Origin of the sequence: Trinickia sp. (genome assembly GCF_051961175.1) — a bacterium.
Classification (GTDB): Bacteria; Pseudomonadota; Gammaproteobacteria; order Burkholderiales; family Burkholderiaceae; genus Trinickia.
In genome coordinates, this window is record NZ_JBQCDN010000319.1 from 1 (window position 1) to 19982 (window position 19982).

Annotated in this window: 15 protein-coding genes; 9 read left to right on the forward strand and 6 right to left on the reverse strand. The window is 62.4% G+C overall.

Annotated elements, in window-relative coordinates:
* Window positions 1-384: 384 nt before the first annotated feature.
* The 3 genes from ACTHL0_RS19240 to ACTHL0_RS19250 all read left to right on the forward strand — a co-directional run bounded on the left by ACTHL0_RS19240 (window position 385) and on the right by ACTHL0_RS19250 (window position 5659).
* Window positions 385-1806 carry a hypothetical protein gene (locus tag ACTHL0_RS19240; protein ID WP_440568456.1) on the forward strand — a complete coding sequence of 474 codons (1422 nt, stop codon included), beginning with the start codon at window positions 385-387 and terminating at the stop codon, window positions 1804-1806.
* Window positions 1806-4718, forward strand: coding sequence for an SEL1-like repeat protein (locus ACTHL0_RS19245; protein ID WP_440568457.1), 2913 nt, complete (start codon window positions 1806-1808; stop codon window positions 4716-4718). The genes ACTHL0_RS19240 and ACTHL0_RS19245 overlap by 1 nt, the downstream gene beginning before the upstream one ends.
* 92 nt (window positions 4719-4810) lie before the next feature.
* The gene (locus tag ACTHL0_RS19250) at window positions 4811-5659 is read left to right on the forward strand and encodes a cytochrome c oxidase assembly protein (RefSeq protein WP_440568459.1); all 849 of its coding nucleotides are present in this window, start codon (window positions 4811-4813) and stop codon (window positions 5657-5659) included.
* Here the strand turns inward: ACTHL0_RS19250 and ACTHL0_RS19255 are convergent.
* From ACTHL0_RS19255 to ACTHL0_RS19265, 3 genes are all read right to left on the reverse strand, one after another.
* The gene (locus ACTHL0_RS19255; protein ID WP_440568460.1) at window positions 5637-6776 is read right to left on the reverse strand and encodes a Rieske 2Fe-2S domain-containing protein; all 1140 of its coding nucleotides are present in this window, start codon (window positions 6774-6776) and stop codon (window positions 5637-5639) included. The genes ACTHL0_RS19250 and ACTHL0_RS19255 overlap by 23 nt on opposite strands.
* A gap of 153 nt (window positions 6777-6929) precedes the next feature.
* Entirely contained in the window at window positions 6930-9296 is a 2367-nt protein-coding gene (locus tag ACTHL0_RS19260) for a DNA polymerase II (RefSeq protein ID WP_440568461.1), read from the reverse strand.
* A 94-nt stretch (window positions 9297-9390) separates the two neighbouring features.
* Window positions 9391-9876, reverse strand: a complete 486-nt coding sequence (locus tag ACTHL0_RS19265; RefSeq protein ID WP_440568462.1) for a L,D-transpeptidase family protein — start codon at window positions 9874-9876, stop codon at window positions 9391-9393.
* A gap of 144 nt (window positions 9877-10020) precedes the next feature.
* On the opposite strand from ACTHL0_RS19265, the gene ACTHL0_RS19270 reads away from it, so the two are divergent.
* Window positions 10021-11010 carry an alpha/beta hydrolase family protein gene (locus ACTHL0_RS19270; protein ID WP_440568463.1) on the forward strand — a complete coding sequence of 330 codons (990 nt, stop codon included), beginning with the start codon at window positions 10021-10023 and terminating at the stop codon, window positions 11008-11010.
* On the opposite strand, the gene ACTHL0_RS19275 is transcribed toward ACTHL0_RS19270, so the two are convergent.
* From ACTHL0_RS19275 to ACTHL0_RS19285, 3 genes are all read right to left on the reverse strand, one after another.
* Window positions 10939-11919 carry a sterol desaturase family protein gene (locus tag ACTHL0_RS19275; protein WP_440568471.1) on the reverse strand — a complete coding sequence of 327 codons (981 nt, stop codon included), beginning with the start codon at window positions 11917-11919 and terminating at the stop codon, window positions 10939-10941. The two genes, ACTHL0_RS19270 and ACTHL0_RS19275, sit on opposite strands and share 72 nt — an antisense overlap.
* Before the next feature lie 129 nt (window positions 11920-12048).
* On the reverse strand, window positions 12049-12753 hold the full coding sequence (locus ACTHL0_RS19280; RefSeq protein WP_440568464.1) for a LytR/AlgR family response regulator transcription factor: 705 nt from the start codon (window positions 12751-12753) through the stop codon (window positions 12049-12051).
* The gene (locus ACTHL0_RS19285) at window positions 12741-13820 is read right to left on the reverse strand and encodes a sensor histidine kinase (RefSeq protein WP_440568465.1); all 1080 of its coding nucleotides are present in this window, start codon (window positions 13818-13820) and stop codon (window positions 12741-12743) included. Before ACTHL0_RS19285 ends, ACTHL0_RS19280 begins: the two co-directional genes overlap by 13 nt.
* A gap of 318 nt (window positions 13821-14138) precedes the next feature.
* Between ACTHL0_RS19285 and ACTHL0_RS19290 the strand changes: the two genes are divergently transcribed.
* The 5 genes from ACTHL0_RS19290 to ACTHL0_RS19310 are packed head-to-tail and all read left to right on the forward strand — an operon-like array spanning window position 14139 to window position 19795.
* Window positions 14139-14843: an ABC transporter ATP-binding protein gene (locus ACTHL0_RS19290; RefSeq protein WP_440568466.1), complete on the forward strand. Its 705-nt coding sequence runs from the start codon at window positions 14139-14141 to the stop codon at window positions 14841-14843.
* On the forward strand, window positions 14840-16246 hold the full coding sequence (locus ACTHL0_RS19295) for an ABC transporter permease (protein WP_440568467.1): 1407 nt from the start codon (window positions 14840-14842) through the stop codon (window positions 16244-16246). The genes ACTHL0_RS19290 and ACTHL0_RS19295 overlap by 4 nt, the downstream gene beginning before the upstream one ends.
* 30 nt (window positions 16247-16276) lie before the next feature.
* Window positions 16277-17062 (forward strand): outer membrane lipoprotein-sorting protein, encoded by a 786-nt coding sequence (locus ACTHL0_RS19300; RefSeq protein ID WP_440568468.1) that lies wholly within the window; start codon window positions 16277-16279, stop codon window positions 17060-17062.
* 3 nt (window positions 17063-17065) lie between these two features.
* Window positions 17066-18337: a hypothetical protein gene (locus ACTHL0_RS19305; RefSeq protein ID WP_440568469.1), complete on the forward strand. Its 1272-nt coding sequence runs from the start codon at window positions 17066-17068 to the stop codon at window positions 18335-18337.
* A 39-nt stretch (window positions 18338-18376) separates the two neighbouring features.
* The gene (locus ACTHL0_RS19310) at window positions 18377-19795 is read left to right on the forward strand and encodes a sensor domain-containing diguanylate cyclase (RefSeq protein ID WP_440568470.1); all 1419 of its coding nucleotides are present in this window, start codon (window positions 18377-18379) and stop codon (window positions 19793-19795) included.
* Window positions 19796-19982: the final 187 nt, after the last annotated feature.

The following is a 19982-nucleotide window of genomic DNA, read 5'->3' on the forward strand; positions in this document are numbered from 1 at the left end:
GGGGGGTGACTATTCGCTCTGTGATGTTGAGCCCCACTCAATCCGTCCTCCCCGCTAAGCGCGACTCGGGGTTGCCGGCGCGGCCCGCGCCTTGGGGGCTAAAGGACGCCGGTCAATCTGCCGATAAATAATCGTTCCCGTTTCATTCCGAAGCAGGCGCGACCTATCGGTGCCCTTGTGTCCGGCCGTACCCCCCACACGATGAAGAACAAAATCGTCCGCCTTACATTCCTTGCAGTCGCGCCGTTACTCTTATTGTCGTGCGCACATCAGCCTGCGCCGCCACCTCAAGCACCGTTGCAGACGAGCAAGATCGCAACGCCCACCGGTCCCGAGGTCGCCAAAGCCCTCGCCAGCCTGCCGCCCGACGTAGGCGCGAAGTGCATGGCTGCAGCCGTATCGCTGCAAACAGCCGCCATGCATTGGACGGAGACGGCGCAACAGATACGCACCTGTTTGGCGTCGCGCGATTTGCCGATCGTGCTAAGGGTATCGATGCTTGAAGCGCTCGCGATGGACGAAGCTGGATTGCGGGACAACGACGCCGCGCTCGAAGCGCAATCGGCCGCGATCGATTTGGAATCCGCGCCGACTGACGCGGAGTTGGTTTATCTGGCGAATCTCTACGACGAGACTCACCAGTACAAGCAGGGTCTTGCCACGCTGGACAGAATCCGGGCAGCGCACGAACCACGTCACGACCTCGATGCGACGTTCGGCGCGCCGTACTATCTGGAACTCGGCAAGAACCTCGCGGGGACGGGGCACCATCAGGAAGCCATCGACGATCTCTCGAAGGTTATCTCGGCGGCGCCTGCCGTCGCGGTCGCCTATATGTTTCGGGCGCGGGAGCGCGAGCTCGTCGGTGATAAGGACGGGGCTCGCGCTGACTACGTCGAGTACGTGCGATGGGTGCCGGAAGATTCCATCGACGCGCCGATGCGTACCAAACTGTCGAACATGGGAATCGACGTGGAGCGTGAGCGTCGTCATCCCTTCGGGCAAGCGAATCCGCTGCTCGAGTGGGCCAACAAATCGGCGAAGGACGCACAGGAGGCGCTGCGGACGGCCGACACGCCACAAGCGAAGGCGAATGCCTACTGGGATCTCTCTGCCGCGTTGGATAATCGCGGTCAGCATAAGGAGGCGCTAGCCGCCATCGACAAGGCGATTGCACTCGACCCGACTGACGTGCGCTTTGAGCAATCGAAAGTCACGACGCTCGTCGACTTGAATCGGATCACCGACGCGCTGGCGACCGCTGCACCGCTGTTCAAACGGATGCATAACGAGCTCGCGGATGCCAGGAATCCGACCGAAGTCCACCGCAAGTATGTCGAACTCGCCCAGTCTGCGGGCTGGGCCTATATGCTCAAGGGCGACTGGCCGAATGCAGTGGCGATGATCGCGGCTTGCGCGGACGGAGCCGACGAGGATGACCAGGATTATCTCGCCGCCCTGTATCTGATCGTGCGCGCGCGCAGCAACAACGCCGTTCCGGCGAACGCATACTTCGAAGACTTTATCCGTCGCAGTACCTTTGCGGCCAAGGCGAACTATCGTCACGCGTTGCTTCAATACGTTCGCGGCCGGGTATCGCTTAAGGTGGTCTACGCGATGATCGACATCATTCCGATGCCCGTCGCGCGTCAGAATGCGCTGGCCGAAATGTGGATGATGGCCGCTGCTTACGAGCGCTTTATCAAACACGATGATGCTGCCGCAAGCGTCTTTAAGGAGCGCATCAACGACCTCCAACCCTACGGCACCAATGAATGGACGATGGTCCGATTGGGCGGCGTGTAATGGCAGTCCCTTCACTGCAGATGACGCGTATAGCCTCCGTCGTGCGGCACGGAATCGTCGTGATCGCGGCGATGGCCTCGCTTGCCGCACAGGCTGCATCGCCCTCACTGCACGGAGCGGCGGGAAACCTGGCGGCGGGTGGGCCCCCGCTGCGGATCCCGTTCAGCGACAGCACCTCGCCGTGTGACGAGCAATGGGGCGGCCCGGGCGGCGCCTTCCGGTCGCCTTGGTTGACGCCGGCCAACATGCGTTCGGTTTGCGCCGCGGAAGCGGCTAAAGGCAATCTCGACGCGCAAGTGGTCTACGGTCAGTTGGTGCTGTATGGATTCGCCGGGGTGCCGGACGAGGCGGGGTTCGCCATGTTGCGCAGCGCAGCGGTAAACGGCCACGCTATCGCACAACGTATCGTTGGCCAGCTCTATCAGAGCGGCAACCGCGTCCCACGCGATCGGCTTGCCGGACGCTGGTGGCTGAACCGGGCGGCGGCATCCGGCGATGGTGTCGCAGCCGATGCGCTCGGCATGCTCGACTATACGGGTGATGGCGGGCCGCCGGATCTGGACGCCGCCTACCGGCGCTTCGTGCAAGCAGCTACGCATGACGATGCGCGGGGGGCAACCAACGCCGGGCGGATGTTGGCGGCAGGCTGGTCCGGCACACCGAAGAATCCGCGAGGCGCCGCCGCCTGGTACATTCGCGGTGCGGTGCAGGGCGATGCCGATGGTCAGTTTTTGCTCGGTCGTGCGCTACTGCTGGGTGAGGGTGTGACCCAAGATGAAGTGAAGGCTTTTGGCTGGTTGAGCGCGGCTGTCCGTCAAAATCAGCGCGACGCGAAAGCGCTGCTCGCCGAACTGTATCTGCGTGGGCGGGGCGCGCCGTCCGATCCACGTCATGGATTTGCATTGCTGCTCGATGCGGCCAATCAGGGGACACCGTATGCTCAGCGTCGCGTAGGCGAGTTGTATGCGAAAGGAACCGGCGTCGCCCCCAATGAAGTCATCGCGCAAACATGGTTTCGCCGAGCGGCACTGAACGGCGACGCTATCGGCCAGTACGAGCTCGCCCTCTCGTATCGGACCGGAACAGGCGGTCCCGTCGATCTCGACGGCGCCATCGCTTGGATGCGCAGCGCGGCGGGCGCGGGACTGGCGCCGGCACAAAACGATCTCGGGACGATGCTGCAAAAGGGCGAAGGCGGGCCGCCGGACGTGTCGGAGGCACGCGAGTGGTACGAACGCGCCTCGGCACAGGGGCTCGGGGTCGCGTCGCGCAATCTGTCGGCGATGGCGGCTCAGGGGCTGGGTATGCCGCGCGATGAGGCGCGAGCGTATCGGTACGCGAAGCTGGGCGCAGAGCGCGGAGACGCGCGCTCCGAATTATGGGTTGGCTCCATGCTGTCGCGCGGGATCGGCGTCGCCGCACAACCGGCAGCCGGACTCGCTTGGCAGCGCAAGGCGGCGGACGATGGCGACATGGAGGCCCAGCTTCTCGTCTCGCAGCGATATCTGTCCGGCGTGGGTGTCCCGCGGGACGAGGCGTTAGGGAAAGCGTATTTGCAGCGTGCCGCCGATCAAGGTGATGCCCGCGCGCAGACCGTGTTGGCCGGCTTGCTGCTCAAGCAGTCAGCTGTGACAAATCGGTCGGTGGCCAAGGCGTGGCTGCTTAAAGCGGTCGCACAGCATTTCGGGCCCGCGTATGCGCTGATGGGGGAACTTGAATCAAGCGGCACCGGGGCACCACCGGATGTGCCAGCCGCCATGGCGTGGTTCGCTCGCGGGGCAGCGCTGAACGATGGGGCTTCCGAGCGCGACCTGTGTCTGGCCTATGCCAACGCCGCCGGTCCTGCGCACGATACCGGCAAGGCGCTGCACTGGTGCACCGTGGCCGCCACCGCGGGCGACAGGATCGCAATGGGCACACTGGCCTCCGGTGCCTTGACGGCACTGCCGGCTACGACGCGCGCCTACTGGCAATGGCGGCTCGCATCGATGGGCGATGCGGCATACGGCAACATGCTCGGCGAAGCCTACGATCTCGGAGAAGGTGTACCGGTCGACCATGGCGCTGCGCTCTATTGGCTGAGGCATGCGGCGACGCAAGGGAACGCGACGGCCCAGAGCGCGCTCGCGCGGCACCTCTTTAGCGGAATAGGCGGGCAGCACGACGATTACGAGGCGTTCGCGTGGGCCAATCGCTCGGCGGTGGACAGCGCGGACGGCATGATGCTCGTCGGCGAATCCTATCTCATGGGCCGAGGCGTAGAACAGAATGTCGCGGCCGCGCTGCAATGGCTGACAAAAGCGGCCGATGCGGGGTCGGCCCAGGCGGCGAATGATCTCGCCAATTGCTATGAGACGGGTGAGGGAGTCGCACGTGATCCGCTTATTGCGCAACGTTGGTACCGCAAGGCGGCCGCGCTCGGTTCGGAGGAAGCCTCCATCGCGCTGGCGTTGAAGGCGCTTCGCGAGGGCGGCGAGCTGTCGGTCGTCAGCGCGCGCGAACAGTTCTGGCTTGCTCGACGTGCCGCGGATCCCTTGGATCATGTGTTTGCCGCAGCAGCGGATTCGAGCGGAGAACGCGATGGGCAGGCTGCCTGGCGTGCGCTTTCTGCCCTCGATCGGGCTGGGCTGTCGCAGCCGTTCGCGCAGTTCGAAACCGGGATCCTATTCTTCCGCGGAGAAGGCGTGACGCAGGACAAGGCACTCGGTGATGCGTGGCTCAGGCACGCGCAAGCTACGCTGTCGACGCGGGATGGGTGGCGCGTCTACGCACTTGCGGCGCAGGAAGTCGAAGCCCGCGTGCGCGCGTCGCTCACGGAAGCGGAAAAGGCACGCGCCGATCGACTCGCTGCGAGCCTTCAGGCAACCGTGCCTGACGGGCGCCCCGCGATGAAGTCGGCCGCAATGATCTAAGCCGGGATCGGCCGGCGTTGCTGATACCATGCTCGGCGTCGCGCCTGCAGCGCCTGATCGTTACCTATTTTCCGTATTCCGTATTTCTCCGCATGTCGCTCATCAGCTTGCTCAAACCGTGGGAGCCTTCGTACGGGCTCGTGGCGATATTCGCCATCGCAGCGGTGCTATTCGTGCGTGGGGCGGCCCGGGTACGCATGAACGTTTGGCGCCGCGCCGCATTCTGGACTGGTTTCACGCTGTTTTACGTGGCGCTTCATACGAAAGTCGATTACTACGCCGAGCACCAGTTCTTCATTCATCGGCTCCAACATCTTGTCTTGCATCACTTGGCGCCGCTCATCCTGATGGCGTCCTACCCGGGAAGCGCGCTGCGCGCCGGCTTACCGTTCGCCTGGCGTCGGTCTTTCAGGCAGTGGCAAAGGGGGCGGAGCGCGCGAATTGCGGCGTTCGTGCTGCTCAATCCGCCCTTCATCTCGGCGGCGTTCGTGGTATCGGTGCTCGTCTGGCTGATCCCCTCCGTCCAATTCGTCTCGATGCTCGATTGGCGGATCTATCTGTTCATGAATGGGTCGGTGGCGATCAGCGGGCTGTTGTACTGGTGGATGGTGCTCGACCATCGGCCTAGCCCGCCGAGCCGCACGCGCCCCGGGCTGCGTGTGTTGTCGCCCATTATCACGATGACGCCGCAGATCCTGGCCGGGGCCGTCATCACCTTCACCTCGCACGATCTCTATCCGGTGTTCACGCTGTGCGGCCGCGCATTCACGACAATCCCTCCCGCGCTCGATCAGAGCTTGGGCGGATTGATCATGTGGGTGCCCGCCGCCGTATTGGAGACGATCGGCGCCATGATGGCGCTTCGGCACATGATGCGACTGTCGAATTCACCGCGCGGACGGTTACCGCAAGCCGCGGTTACGAGGCCGGTTCCTGCGTGACCGCATGGCTTGCATGGCTCATTTCACGAATCGGGATCACGGTTCTCCCGCCGCAGTTGCGCAGTAGGTCCCGCAATTCGTTGATGACTGGGAAGACTTCGTGATTCCAGTCGGCGCCTTGCTGGTCGTGGGCCTCTTGCTCGCGTTCGACGATCCAACGGTCCTCTTTGAAGATCCGCTCCGTGAACCAGACCAGCAGCGGCCAAGCCAGATCCAGCGCAAACGGGATGCCGGGCCGGCGAATCGAGAGTAGACCGAAGGTGCGGTTCGTGCGTTGTTCGGCATCCAGCGGCACATACACGATCCAAAGGTCCATCACCAACGTCCCGCTACCGGACCGGATTCGAAGCGTTTGATACGGGTAGCCGGTGCGGACCGTCATCACGTCCTTGTCGTTCTGGTCGCCGCCTTCCTTCTTGGCGGCCCCGAACACCAGTGCTTCGCCGACGGGCTGCTTGCCTTCCATCCGCGCGAACGTGTAATCCACTTCCACCCAATCGTCGCCCCGCCGGCGGCCGAGCGAGCGTGCGCGCATCTGCCCCATCTGTTTCCGGTGCAGAAACTGATGGTTCATGTCCATCAGATTCTCGTGCATGAAGGAATAGTGGCACTTGACCTCGCGGCCGAAGCGGCGGGTCTTGTAGGCCTTGTCTTCCACCGAGGGCAACTCGGGCAAGGGCTGCGTTTCGGCCCGCGCGGCCTCGCCGGGGAAAACGAAAATCAGGCCATACATCTCGCGGCACGGGTACGAGCGCACGCCGTTGGGTAGCCGCTCACGCCCCAGATACGGGACATCGACACACTTGCCGGTACAGTCGTAAGTCCAGCCGTGATAGCCGCAGCGGATCGATTCGCCGTCTACGACGCCTGCATGCAGCGGTACTTGCCGGTGCGCGCATCGATCTTCGAGCGCGAATACCTTCCCGGACTGGGTACGCGCCAGGACGATCGGGTCACCGGCGAAGCGCACCCCGAGCGTCTTGCCTCGCTTCAGTTCACTCGACCAGGCGAGCGGATACCAGTGATCGGGATGGATCGGGACACGGCGCAGATCGCGCACGGGCGCGGTTGCGGGCGGATCGATGGCACTGCTGCGCTGCAACGGCATGGCATGCATGCGGGACGCCTCCTTGCAAATCGAAAGCTGCGGCCTTCGCCCTTATCAGGCTAGCGAACGGGATCTGGCGCAGTTTACGCGAAACCGGCGGTTTGCTCGATAGGGGGTAGTGTATGGCGCCGGCGCGCGGCTGCATAAAGAACAAAAAGACGATCAAAAAAGCCGCGCCTGACCGGACATGACGGTGTCGAAGTCGCTGCCCAGGAAAAGGAGAATCGCATCGGCGACGGGCTGCAGCTGCCGTTCGACGTAGAACGCATAGTCGATCGGTGCCGCCAGGGTTTCCAGCGGCTGCGGTCCGGCGACGGTCATGACGTAGCTGATCCACCCACCGTTCTGATATTGGAGCGGGCGCCCCTGAGTGCGGTTGAATTCGTCGGCCATACGCGCCGCGCGTACATGGGGCGGTACGTTGGTCTGGTAGTCGTGCAGCGGGCGCCGCAGGCGCTTTCGATAGACGAGTTGCTCATCGAATGCTCCGCTCAAAGTCTGCCGCACATAATCGCGAATGTAATCCGCATAAGGTTCGCGTTTGAAGACGCGCCGATAGAGCTCTCGCTGAAACTGCTGCGCGAGCGGCGTCCAGTCCGTGCGGACGGTTTCGAGCCCCTTGAATGCGACGTCTTCACCGCCGTTCTTTGTGCGAGTGAGGCCCGCATAACGCTTCTTGCTTCCTTCTTCGGCACCGCGCACGGTTGGCATGAGAAAGCGCGAGTAATGACGCTCGAATTGCAGTTCAAGCGCGCTGTCGAGCCCGTAGCGGGCGGCGAGTTCCGCTTTCCACCAGGCGTTGACGTGTTCGACGAGTGCGTGGCCGGTCGTCTCGGCCTCTTGCTCGGTATAGGGCCGCCTGAGCCAAACGAATGTCGAATCGGTGTCGCCGTAGATCACGTCGTAGCCTTGCGCCTCGATCAGCTCGCGCGTCTTGCGCATGATTTCGTGCCCGCGCATCGTGATCGACGATGCGAGCCGCGGATCGAAGAAGCGGCAGCCGGGCGAACCGAGCACCCCGTAAAACGCATTCATGATGATCTTCAACGCTTGCGAGAGCGGGGCGTTGTGTTGGCGCTTGGCATGATCGCGGTTTTCCCAGACCTGGCGCACGATTTCAGGGAGGCAATGTTTGTCGCGTGAGAATCGAGCGCCGAGAAAGCCCGGTATGGATTGATCATCGGACGGAGCGGACAAGCCTTCGATCAAGCCGACGGGGTCGATCAGAAAGGTACGGATGATCGATGGATAGAGGCTCTTGTAATCGAGTACGAGGACCGAATCGTACAGGCCCGGGCGCGAATCCATGACGAAGCCGCCGGGGCTGTTCTCGCCGGACACGTCGCCAAGGTTCGGCGCGACGTAGCCAAGACGATGCATGCGCGGGAGATACAGATGAGTGAAGGCGGCAACGGATCCGCCGCTGCGATCGACGGGCAGCCCTGTCACCGCGGCGCGTTCGAGCAAAAAGGCGATGAGATCTGTTTTTTCGAAGATGCGCGTGACGAGCTCGCAATCCTTGAGGTTGTATTTCGCGAGCGCGGGCTTGTCTTCGTCGAACCGACGCTGGATTTCGTCCATGCGCTGATAGGGATTGTCGATCGACTTGCCTTCGCCCAGCAGCGATTGAGCGACGTATTCGAGGCTGAACGACGGGAAGCTCCAGGTGGCCGAGCGTAGCGCTTCGATGCCGTCGATGATGAGGCGGCCGGCCGCCGCGGCGAAATAGTGTTGCGCTCGCGTGCCGTGTTCGCGCCATTCCATCGGCACGCCGCCGCGGCCGAGGCGCAGCGGGATACCGTATTGTTCGGCGTGCGTGCGCAGGATGCGCAGATCGAATTGAACGAGATTCCAGCCGATGATGGCATCGGGGTCATGCTCGGCGATCCATGCGTTCAGGCGTTCGATCATCTGCGCCCGGTCAGCGCAGTAGTCGAGCTGAAAATCGAGGCCGGATGCGTCGCCGTTTTCGGGGGCGAGCATGAAGACCTGGCGCTGCCCGCATCCTTCGAGCGCAATCGAATACAGCTCGCCGCGGGCGCTTGTTTCGATGTCTAGCGATACCAGCCTGAGGTGCGGGCGATACAGCGCCGCTGGCTTCATCTCGCCGTTTTGCAGCTGACCATGCTCGTCCGCTTCGCCGCGAAACAGGACCGGGGCGGTGATGAATCGCTCCATCATGTAGCGGTCGGGCGGTGGGATATCGGCCTCGTAGACGTCGATGCCTGCTTGGGCCAGCTTTTTCGACAAGCCTACGAGCTGCCGATATTGCGGGACGTAAAGCCCGAATACCGGGCGCTGTCGAAAGTCCTGGAGCGACAACGGGCGGAACTCGGCGCGGGTATCGGGTTTCAGGATTTGCTTGGCTTCGGTCTGTTGCTCGACGGGGATGAACGCAACGGAGGGCTGGCTGCGCAAACGCAAGAGGCGTGGGCCAGCTTGGGTGGACAGCCAGAATTCGACCTCTGTATGCGTGCCGAGATCGCGCCAGTGGCGCGTCAGAATGTAACCCTCCTGGAACTCGGTCAAAGCGATACTCGGTGGTGTGCGTGAACTGAGCGGATTTTAATCCGCATTGGCTGCCCGTTCCGGAGGCCAAGACGGTGAGTGCCCCCGGTGCGGATCATTCGCGGATCTCAACCGGCACGCCGGGCTCGGCCATGTCAAACAGTTCGATGATGTCGGCGTTGCGCATTCGAATACATCCGTGAGAAGCCGGGATGCCCATCGGTTCGGAGTCCGGACACCCGTGAATGTAGATATATCGCCGCATCGTATCGACTTGACCGAAACGGTTACGCCCCGGTTCGCAACCTCTCAGCCACAGAATGCGAGACAGTATCCAATCTCTATCCGGTTGCTGCTCTGCGAGCGCGAGCGAGTAGATCTCGCCGGTCGGCCTGCGGCCGACGAAAACCGTCCCTGCTGGAAGCGCCCGTCCAATCATGGCGCGGATGACATGCCGGCCACGAGGCGTACATCCGCTTCCCATTTGTTCGCCGGCGCCATGCTTCGCAGTCGATATCGGGAAGACGCGGCGCGGTTCGCCCGCACTCAGCAATGTTAAAGTCTGTTCCCGCAGACTTACGACGATCCGCAACGTCGCCATTTCAGTTTTCTCCTTACGCCTGCGCTAGACCGCCGTGTATTTTTGCGGCAGCTGTCTTCGCTTGAATTGTAAGATGCCGCTGATTTCAGTGTATCGGGTTCGCCTTGTGGCATGTGGTCAACGAAAAACGATCGGAACGGGGAAATGCAAAAAGGACAATCGCCTCGCACACAACAGGCGGACGGCCGCGCGCGAATGTACCGGGCTGCGATGCATTCGCTGGGCACCGTCTTTCTTGCTACCGCGCTGGCCAGCACACTCTGTCGCGGCGAAGCCCTCGCACAAGAAGCGCCGGCATCGGCGCAGCAAGCGGCACAGCCCGATATCAAACCTGAAATCGTATCGATCGTCGTACCGGAGCAGGGAACATTCGGCGGCGACGTTCCCATGCGCACCGAGGTCTACAAGCCCGCGGGTGCCGGCCCGTTCCCGGTGCTCATCTTCTCTCACGGGCGCTCCGGCGAGCGTGCCGAGCGCGCGGCGCTCGAGCATCCGGTATTCAACGGGCATGTGAAATACTGGTTGAGCAAGGGCTTCGCAGTCGTCGCGCCGATTCGGGTCGGCTATGGGCCAACGGGTGGTCCCGACCGGGAGTACACGGGGGCCCACTTCACGCGCACCGGGTTATGCGATGGGCGGCCCAATTTCCGAAACGTGGCGAAAGCGGCTTCGCAGGATCTATTGGCGGCCGTTCGCTGGGTGCGTGAACAAAGCTGGGCCGACAAAGACCACGTCATCCTCGAAGGCCGCTCAGCAGGCGGATTCGCGACAGTCGCCACCGCCGCTGCGCATCCCGCGGGCGTCATCGGCTATATCAACTTTTCGGGAGGCACGGGAGGCGCGCCGGGGCTTTCGCCGGGGCATAGCTGCGATCCAGAACAAATGAAAGAGGTCATGGCCGAATTCGGCAAAACCACGACCGTTCCCGGAATGTGGCTGTACGCGCAAAACGATCTCTATTGGGGGCCCGACATGCCGCGTCAATGGTTCGATGCATTCGTTGCCACAGGGTCACCTGCCGAGTTTGTCGACGCGGGGGTTCTCCCCGGGCATGATGGCCATTTATTGCTCACGTACGGACATAAGATGTGGTCGATCCCTGTCGATCGGTTCTTGAAGCAGTTCGGGTATTAGGGCGGACCTGACGTCGGGCGTTCGTGCATTCGCCTGACGTCTCAGGTCCTCCGTCGTCTCTCCCCTCCCATTCGACCGCCAGCCGGGCGGCTTGACGAGGTAGCCGTAGATTTCGCGTATCGAACGCGCGGAACGGAGATCGCGCCATAGTGCGCACCAATGATCGAACTCCATCGCGAATAAGCGATAGGTCGTCATCGGCTGGACCAGACCGAAGCGACATGGCACGTCGGGTTTTTCTGCGATATAAGTACCAAACAGCCGATCGAAAATCACAAGCATGCCACCATAATTTCCATCGAGATATTCAAGGTTCGATCCATGATGCACGCGGTGGGCCGATGGCGTGTTGAAGACCCACTCGAGTGGACCGAGGCGCGGAATCCACGTGACATGCAGCCAGAACTGATAAAGCAGATTGAGTGAAAGCAGCATCAGCACCACCCTGGGTGGCATGCCGAAAAGCGGCGCCAGGACGAAGAAGGCCGTCGATCCAGTCAGCCGGCCGGTCCACCCGATCCGATACGCAGCGGAGAGATTCAATTCGTTCGCGGAGTGATGCACGGCGTGCGTGCACCAAAACCAGCGGACTCGATGCGCGGCGCGGTGATACCAGTAATAGCAAAACTCTTGACCGATTAAGCATGCCAGCCACCCGCTCCAATGGTCCATCGGCAGTGTCCAAAGCCGATGCCTCCAAAACCAGTCCATCGCGTTGCCATAGAACGCGAGCGGCAGCAGCCAGCGCAACGGATACTCGCGCACGATAAAATCAACGACGGATAACGCGGCAGCTTTCCAGTCGTAGCTGCGGCGACCGTTTCGAACGATCAGCACTAACGCCTCCATCATCGAGGCAACAAGCACTACGGCGTTGGCGTATTTGAGCAAGTGAAGTAATGTAGCCATTGGCTGCGCCCATCGGTCAAGTGATGTCGGCCAGCGTAGGCGGGCGCGCCCGCCGCGGCAATCGCCGTGGGACGAACCGGGTCTCCGTTGGGGGGAACAGGAACCTTGCGGCACGGCGCCCGACGGGCGCTACAGCGGAAGGCTGCGCATCAAGGTGTCACGATATTGCCTGCTGCACGGGACCTCGGCGCCGCTGCGCAGCACGACCGTCGCGTCGCCCTTTTGCCGCGTGCGGACGGCATCCACCGCGTTAAGCGCTACCGCAAAGCTGCGATGCGTGCGAAGGAACGCGGGCCCGAGGTCTCGAAGCAAGGCGGTCAGCGTTCGCCTCAACAGCAGGCTTCGCCCGGCTAAATGGATATCGACGTAATTATCGGCGGCTTCGAGCCATTCGATATCGGCGCAGTGCACGATGTGCGTGGTGCCTCGATCGACGATGGCCAGCTTCGCGGGCATGCCGATAGGCTGGCGACCCGCGCCGCCAGCCGATTTGCGCAAGCGCTGTACCGTGCGCTCGAGGCGTTCCGGTTCGACCGGCTTCAACAGGTAATCGGCGGCCTGAGAGTCGAAGGCGCGCAGCGCGTACTGATCGAAGGCGGTGACGAATACAATCGCGGGGCCGTCGTCGGGCAGCGAAGCGGCGACGTCGAAGCCGTCGATTTCGGGCATCTGCACATCTAAAAAGATGACGTCGGGCCGTAGCTCGGCCGCTAACGCGAGCGCTCGAGCTCCGTCCGCGGCTTCGCCGATCACCTTCAGATCGGGAAAAGCGCCAAGCATGTGGCGCAGCTTGGCGCGGGCGGGGGCCTCGTCGTCGACAATCAATGCGCGCACGGCAAACTCACTCCAACGATAAGGCCGCCGCCTGAGCGCAGCCGCAACTCGAGCCGTGCTTGCTGGCCATACAGCGATTGCAGGCGGAGCTCGAGATTGCCGAGTCCCACCCCCCGTTTGTCGGGCAGGCTGCGTAAGTCACCGTCGTCCTCGATCTCGATCACGAGCCGGCCCTGACTACAGGCGCCCCGAACTGCAATATGCGTCATCGCGCTGCGCCGCTCGACGGTATGACGGAAGCAGTTTTCGAGCAACGGTTGCAGCCCGAGCGTGGGAATGCGGCAGTGCTCCGCCGCGGGCTCGACATGCCACGAAATGCTGACGCGCTCGGCAAAACGCTGCGTCATGATGGCCGCGTAAGCGCGCAGCAACGCCAGTTCGTCGGCGAGCGACTGCTCCAAGCGCAAGCTGGCATCGGTCGTTGCCCGCAACAACGTGGCGAGCCGAGTCAGCAGGACATCCGCGGTATTCGGATCGGTGTGTATCAGCGACGAAATCGTGTTCAGCGCATTGAACAGAAAGTGCGGCTGCAGTTGATGGGTCAATTGCGAAAGCTGCATCTGCCGTGCGAGGCTGACGCTGCGTTCGGCGGCCAAACGCGCCTCGGCCCACGCCCGATAGGAGCGCAGTCCAAAGTGGATGCCGCCGAACAAGGCATAAAAGAGCAGGAAATTCGTCGCTTCATAGGCGATGACCTGGCCCCACGGCCCGTGGTGGTAGCGCTGGCCGGCAAGCGCATAGATGACCACTCGCAAGCCGTACAGGGCCACGACGTAAGCCAGCAGCTGCAGCGGCATCCAGGACCACAAACGGATGAACCATTTCAGCGGGTGGCCAAGCAGGCTGTCGAGCTGATTCGCCCGTCTGATCTGGATCGCAGCGAGCACCGTGCCGACGAGCGCCGCCGAGGCGATGTCGACGAACGGGCGGGCGATCTGCAAGCGGCCCGTCCACAGCGATTGCTGCACCCCGGCGCAGAACATGAGCACCCAGAACGCCGCCCACGGCCACACAAGGCGTTGCCATAAAGGACTGGGTTCCTTCAAGACGTCGCTGGTCATCTTCATGGGACTCATTGATAGGCGCTGGCTTTTACGGAATCTATTCGTTCACCGGCCGAATGTTGATTGAATTGGACGACAGCCCTTGCTTCTTCCACGCCCAAAGGCGCTCGTATGGTAGCGGCAAACGCACTTCCTGTTCCAGTGCGAAGTCCAGCGCGCAAGCGAATCACTCGCGTAAAAAGCCCGACGTCCATTCGTCGCTTCGCCAGGCACTCTGTCGGCGTTTGATACCGTCTGTCGTATCGATTCATAAAACCCGGGCGAATGGGCGAAAGTGCGGTCATCAACAACCGATGCCAGACCATTCAAACGAGGGCGCCCGTGATAGCGGCCAGCTTGCACAACGTCACAAGGATGTACGGCGCCGGCGCGGCTGCCGTGCCGGCTTTATGCGATGTATCCGTGGAAATCGGCGCCAACCGGTTCACGGTGCTTCGTGGCCCGTCGGGGAGCGGCAAGACCACGATGCTCAACTTGTTCGGGGGAATTGACCGGGCGACGAGCGGAAGGGTGATCGTTGCCGGACAGGCGCTCGACTCGCTTCAAGACCGAACACTTTCGGATTTTCGCGCCCGCCATATCGGGTTCGTGTTCCAGTCGTTCAATTTGATTCCCGTGCTGAGCGCTTATGAAAACGTCGAGTATCCGCTGGCGCTGCTCGGCGGCCCGAAAGCGAAGCGCCGCGCCGACGTGCTGGCGCTGCTCGATGCCGTCGGCGTGGCGCAGCACGCTCACCGCCTTCCAGGCGAACTCTCGGGCGGCCAACAGCAGCGCGTGGCGATCGCACGCGCATTGGTGACGCGCCCCGCGTTGGTCTTGGCCGATGAGCCTACGGCGAATCTCGACAGCGCGACGGGCACGGCGATCATCAGCCTGATGCGGACCATGCAGCGCGAGCGGGCGACGTCGTTCATCTTTTCTTCGCACGATCCGCAACTGGTGGCATCCGCCGATGACGTGGTGGACATCCGGGACGGGCGCCTTGTGTCAGTGGAGCGGATGACGGAATCGGAGGTGCCGCAGTGAAGACCTGGATCCTTGCCCTTCGCAATCTACAGCGCAACCGGCGCCGTTCGATGACCACATTGTCGGCGATGGTAATCGGCTTGGCGGCCGTGCTGCTGTTCGGCGGATATGTTCGCAACGTCAACTACGGCCTGCAGACGAGCTACGTGCGCGATAGCGGGCATTTGCAGATTCAACGCCGCGGATACTTTCTTTACGGTAGTGGCGATCCCGTCTCGTATGCGATTGAGCATTACGCGCGGATCATCGACGCGGTGCGCGACGATCCGCCACTGCGATCGATGGTGACGGTCGTCACCCCGGTCTTGGCGGTGAACGGCATTGCCGGCAATTTCGCGGCCGGCGTTTCGCGCACCGTCTTCGGCAGCGGGATTGTCGTCGACGAGCAAAGCCGGATGCGTCAATGGAACGGCTACGACTTCCCCGATCATTCGGAACCGCTTGCGCTCGCCTCGACACCCCGGGACGCGGCTGTCATCGGAACGGGTGTCGCGCGCGTATTGCGGCTATGCACTTCGCTGAAGGTGCCGGATTGCCGCGACCCCACACCGGCTCGTGCCGAAGCGGGCGCACCCGCGGCGCCGGAAGACCTTTCGCTGCTCGCCGCCGCGGAAGCGCATTCGCGGCGCGGCGATGCACCGGCCGCCTCAACGTCAGCACATATCCAATTGCTGACGTCGAACGCCTACGGCGCGCCGAACGTGGCGGACCTCCATGTCGTGGCGGCCGAAAAGCAGGGCGTCAAGGCGATCGACGACATGTATGTCCAATTGCATCTTGCCCAGGCGCAACGATTGGTCTACGGCGGCGGGCAGCCGCGTGTCACCTCGATCGTCGTGCAGCTGCGCCACACCGCCGATATCGCGCGGGCGCGCGAGCGCCTGCTCTCCGTGCTGAGCCACATGCCCGGGGGCGATGCCTTGGACGTGCTCGACTTCGCCACGCTGAACCCGCAATACGGGCAGATCACCGGAATGTTCAATGCGGTGTTCGGCTTCATTGCGATTCTGATTGCGAGCGTCGTCATGTTCACGGTCGGCAACACCATGAATATGGCGGTCATGGAGCGCACACGTGAAATCGGCACGCTGAGGGCCATGGGGCTGCGCGACGCAGGCGTGAGGAGCCTATTCGTTCGTGAGGGCTTTCTGTTGGGGCTTTGCGGGGCGGTCTTCGGTACGTTGCTCGCACTCGGCGGCGCGGTATGGATCAATCACTCGGGATTGCATTGGGTGCCGCCCGGACAGACCGGCAGCGTGGCCTTGACGGTGCGCGTATGGGGCGAGACGGGAATGATCGTGCGCAACGCGATCGGGATCGTGCTGGTGGCGACCGCTTCCGCCTGGCTTCCGGCCCGGCGAGCATCGCGTCTGCCGATCGTCGACGCACTGCGTTTCTCCTGATTTCCCGTTCTTTTTTGGAGTGCAGTGCTCATGAGATACGCACGTTCGCTCGCGCGTGGACTCGTCGGTATCGTGGTGGGGTGTCTCTCGGTTGCCGCCATTGCCACGCCGAACGCCCAGCAATTGCTCGAAGCCAGCGACGCCATTCGTAACCCGACCCAACCCTTCAGTTTGACGACCACACTGATCGAGTTTCACGACGGCCGGCAAACCGATGAAGACGTCCTGACCGTGTATTCAAAAATCAGTGCCGATGGCGGCCAATATCGAAGTCTCGTTCGTTTCGATTCACCGGCGCGCGACGTGGATAAGCTGTTGTTGAAGAACGGAACGGACTTATGGTTTTACGATCCGTCGAGTCAGGCGAGCGTTCGCATCTCGCCGCAACAACGATTACTGGGGCAGGCGGCAAACGGTGATGTCGTCACCGTCAACTGGGCACACGATTACGCACCTTCGCTGGCCGGGGAGGAAGAGATCACCGACGGCGATCGGCAACTCGAGCATTGCTACAAGCTGACGTTGATCGCACGTTCGCCGGAGGCGACCTATCACTCGATCGACCTATGGCTCGATAGCGCGACGAAGCGCCCCGTGAAAGCGCGGTTTTACGCGGAAAGCGGGACGTTGCTGAAGGCGTCGTATTTCCGCCGCTTTCAACAGGAGCTCGGCACGGTGCGGCCCACTGAGATTGTCATCATCGACGGGCTCGACCCGGGATGGGTGACGGTCATGCGCTATTCGAACTACGCATGGCGCGACATTCCCGATTCATGGATGCAGCACGATTATCTTGCGCGCTTCAAGCCGAATTGAGTGATGGGCTCAGTATCGAAGGGCGCGTGGCTGGCGGCGGGGCTGCTGTGCATGTCATTGGCGCGGGCTGCGGCGGACGTCGATGCCGATGCGCTGAGTCTGGCGGATACGGCGAACGCTACGGCCGCCGCTCCGGCGCCGAGCGCTTGGCGCGGATCGTTCGAAATGGCGGCGGCCAACTACAGCGCGGCGCGTCAGTCCGGCAACGGGCAATTGAACGGCGCGATGCGTGCCGCGTCGTCGCTGTCCTACGATGGCCGCTTATTCGGCGGATGGCGAGCGGTGTTATCGAATCGGCTCGATGCTGGCTGGCGCAACGCCAACGGCAGCACCTACATGGCGGTCGATACCCTGAAGCAGGCGTATGTGAGTTGGCAACCCATGCCATCGACACTGCTCGACGCGGGGCGCATCAATGTGCGCGAGGGTGTCGCGTCCGGTTTCAACCCTACGGATTTTTTTAAGACGGATGCGATCCGCTCGGTCGTCTCGATCGATCCCGCAAGCCTGCGCGAAAACCGATTGGGAAGCGTGATGCTTCGCAGCCAACTGCTATGGGCGGGCGGATCCGTGAGTGCATTGGTTTCGCCGCGGGTGGCCGATCGCGCGAGCAATGCGACGTTCAGCCCCGACTTCGGTGCCACGAACAGGCAATGGCGCTACTTGATGAGCGGTACGCAGCGCCTATACGATGGGTTCTCGCCGCAATGGCTCGTCTATGGCGGAGCGGATATCCCACCGCAGTTCGGCGTGAACGCGACGGCCTTGCTCGACGACGCTACGGTGATATTCGCCGAGTACGCCGGCGGCCGCAGTCGATCGCTCGCAGACGGCCCGACCGCGGTCAATCACTTTCATTCGCGGCTCGCGACGGGCGCGACACGTACGTTTCCCGGCAAGGTATCGGCCACGCTCGAATATGACTACGACGGCTTGAGCGCGAACCGGTCTGCTTGGCGTACGCTGGGAATGAGTCCTGCGCGCCAAGGCGTGTACCGAGGCGCGGTGGGACGCGAGCAGGAACTGATCACGCGGCAGTCACTGTTCAGTTACATCAGTTGGCAGGACGCGATCGTCCGTCACCTCGATGCAACGTTGATGGGCCGTTACGACCTTATCGACGATAGTTTTTTTGCTTGGATTGAAGCCCGTTATCATTGGCCGCGTGCCGACCTCGCCGTACAGTGGCAGGCGGATCACGGCGGCTCGCACAGTGCGTACGGTGCGGGCTCGCAGCGCAACGTCTTGCAGGCTATCCTTACGTTTTATTTTTAATCCGATTGCCCGGCGCAACGGGAAACCGACTTTCTATCCATGGCAAGCACGACCTCCCGCCGCGCTGACGAGCATTTCAGTATTCATCCGACGAAATCCGATAGCGCGCTGGCCGAGCGCCTTCCCGCTGTCGTTGCAGTCTTCTCGCTCCTGCTCTTTATCATTGCCCTTCCTTTCGCGAAGAAGCCGCTGCCGGCGGTCCCCGCGTTTATTCCCGTCTACGAAGCTGCACTCATCGTCAATGATCTGATCACGTCGGTGCTGTTGTTCGGCCAGTGTGTCATCGCGCGTTCAAGGGCTGTCGGCGTCTTGGCGAGCGGCTATCTGTACACGGCGGTGCTGGCATTGCTGCATATGCTGAGCTTTCCGGGATTGTTTTCGGCGACGGGATTGCTGCGCGCCGGCCCGCAAAGTACGGCTTGGATCTACATGTTTTGGCATGGCGGGTTTCCGCTGTTTGTCATGGCTTATGCCTTGCTCAAGGATCGCAAGCATGACCGTATGTTGGGAAAAACCGTCCGGGCCGGCTGGCTTGCGTTCATCGTCGCGGGCGTAGTCTTTGGCGCTGGCGCACTGGCCGCGCTGGCGACGGTCGGCCAGCATTTGCTGCCGCCGATCATGCGCGGCAATGGCTATACCGCGGAAATGTCGTGCGTAGTGGGCACCGCTTGGGGAGGGTGTCTGGTCGCGCTCGCGGTGCTGTGGCGGCAAAGGCGCGATGCGACGATGGACCGCTGGCTGATGGTCGTGCTGTGCGTGTGGGTATGCGACGTCGCGCTCAGCGCGGTGTTTAATGCCGGTCGCTACGACCTCGGGTTTTACGCGGGACGAATTTACGGTCTGCTCGCCGCGAGCTTCGTCCTGCTGCTGTTGCTTGTGGAGAATTACTTCCTTCAGTCACGCTTGGCTGCGGCGCTCGAGGAGCTGAGGCGGCTGGCAACGACGGATGCCTTGACCGGGGCGGCCAATCGCCGCGCGTTTGACGCCGCCCTTGCCGCACGATTGCAGCGCGTAGCGCATGACCGATCGCCGTTGTCGTTGCTGATGATCGATATCGATCACTTCAAGGCGTTTAATGATCGCTACGGACATCTTGAAGGAGACCGTTGCCTCGCGCGGGTGGCTGAGCGCCTGATGGATACGGTGCGTCAGGGGCACGATTTGGTCGCGCGTTATGGCGGCGAGGAGTTTGCGGTGTTGCTGCCGCAAACGGCGCTTTTGGAGGCCGAGGCCATCGCCCAGCGAATCTGCGACGCGGTTGCCGCGTTGAGGATACCGAGTGCAGGGGCGATGCCGGTGGGACACGTGACGATCAGCGTGGGGGCGGCGAGCTATATCGGTGCCGATACCGACGCCTCGCATGCATTGGTGGCTTCGGCCGATAAGGCGCTTTATGCGGCGAAGGCAGCGGGGCGCGGCCGTGTCGAACGAGCGGAAATGGTTGACGCGGTTGCTTGATACCGCGAGGGTTGATCGTCTACTCGAGAAGATGCGCAGGCGTACGGTGGCCGCATCATTTACGCGTGCCGACCAGTTTGCGAGATAGCGCGACTTTCGCGCAAATGTGGCTCCATGTCGAACGGTCGATGGGCAGATCGTGCGCCGCTTCGGCGAAGCTTCCCGCTGCTTCGCACACGCGGTCGAT

What these genes read in the sequence shown, in the direction of transcription:
- ACTHL0_RS19240 (WP_440568456.1), top strand. Translation starts at nt 385, where the DNA reads ATGGCTGCAGCCGTATCGCTGCAAACAGCCGCCATGCATTGGACGGAG.
- ACTHL0_RS19245 (WP_440568457.1), top strand. Translation starts at nt 1,806, where the DNA reads ATGGCAGTCCCTTCACTGCAGATGACGCGTATAGCCTCCGTCGTGCGG.
- ACTHL0_RS19250 (WP_440568459.1), top strand. Translation starts at nt 4,811, where the DNA reads ATGTCGCTCATCAGCTTGCTCAAACCGTGGGAGCCTTCGTACGGGCTC.
- ACTHL0_RS19255 (WP_440568460.1), bottom strand. Translation starts at nt 6,776, where the DNA reads ATGCATGCCATGCCGTTGCAGCGCAGCAGTGCCATCGATCCGCCCGCA.
- ACTHL0_RS19265 (WP_440568462.1), bottom strand. Translation starts at nt 9,876, where the DNA reads ATGGCGACGTTGCGGATCGTCGTAAGTCTGCGGGAACAGACTTTAACA.
- ACTHL0_RS19270 (WP_440568463.1), top strand. Translation starts at nt 10,021, where the DNA reads ATGCAAAAAGGACAATCGCCTCGCACACAACAGGCGGACGGCCGCGCG.
- ACTHL0_RS19275 (WP_440568471.1), bottom strand. Translation starts at nt 11,919, where the DNA reads ATGGCTACATTACTTCACTTGCTCAAATACGCCAACGCCGTAGTGCTT.
- ACTHL0_RS19285 (WP_440568465.1), bottom strand. Translation starts at nt 13,820, where the DNA reads ATGAAGATGACCAGCGACGTCTTGAAGGAACCCAGTCCTTTATGGCAA.
- ACTHL0_RS19300 (WP_440568468.1), top strand. Translation starts at nt 16,277, where the DNA reads ATGAGATACGCACGTTCGCTCGCGCGTGGACTCGTCGGTATCGTGGTG.
- ACTHL0_RS19305 (WP_440568469.1), top strand. Translation starts at nt 17,066, where the DNA reads ATGGGCTCAGTATCGAAGGGCGCGTGGCTGGCGGCGGGGCTGCTGTGC.
- ACTHL0_RS19310 (WP_440568470.1), top strand. Translation starts at nt 18,377, where the DNA reads ATGGCAAGCACGACCTCCCGCCGCGCTGACGAGCATTTCAGTATTCAT.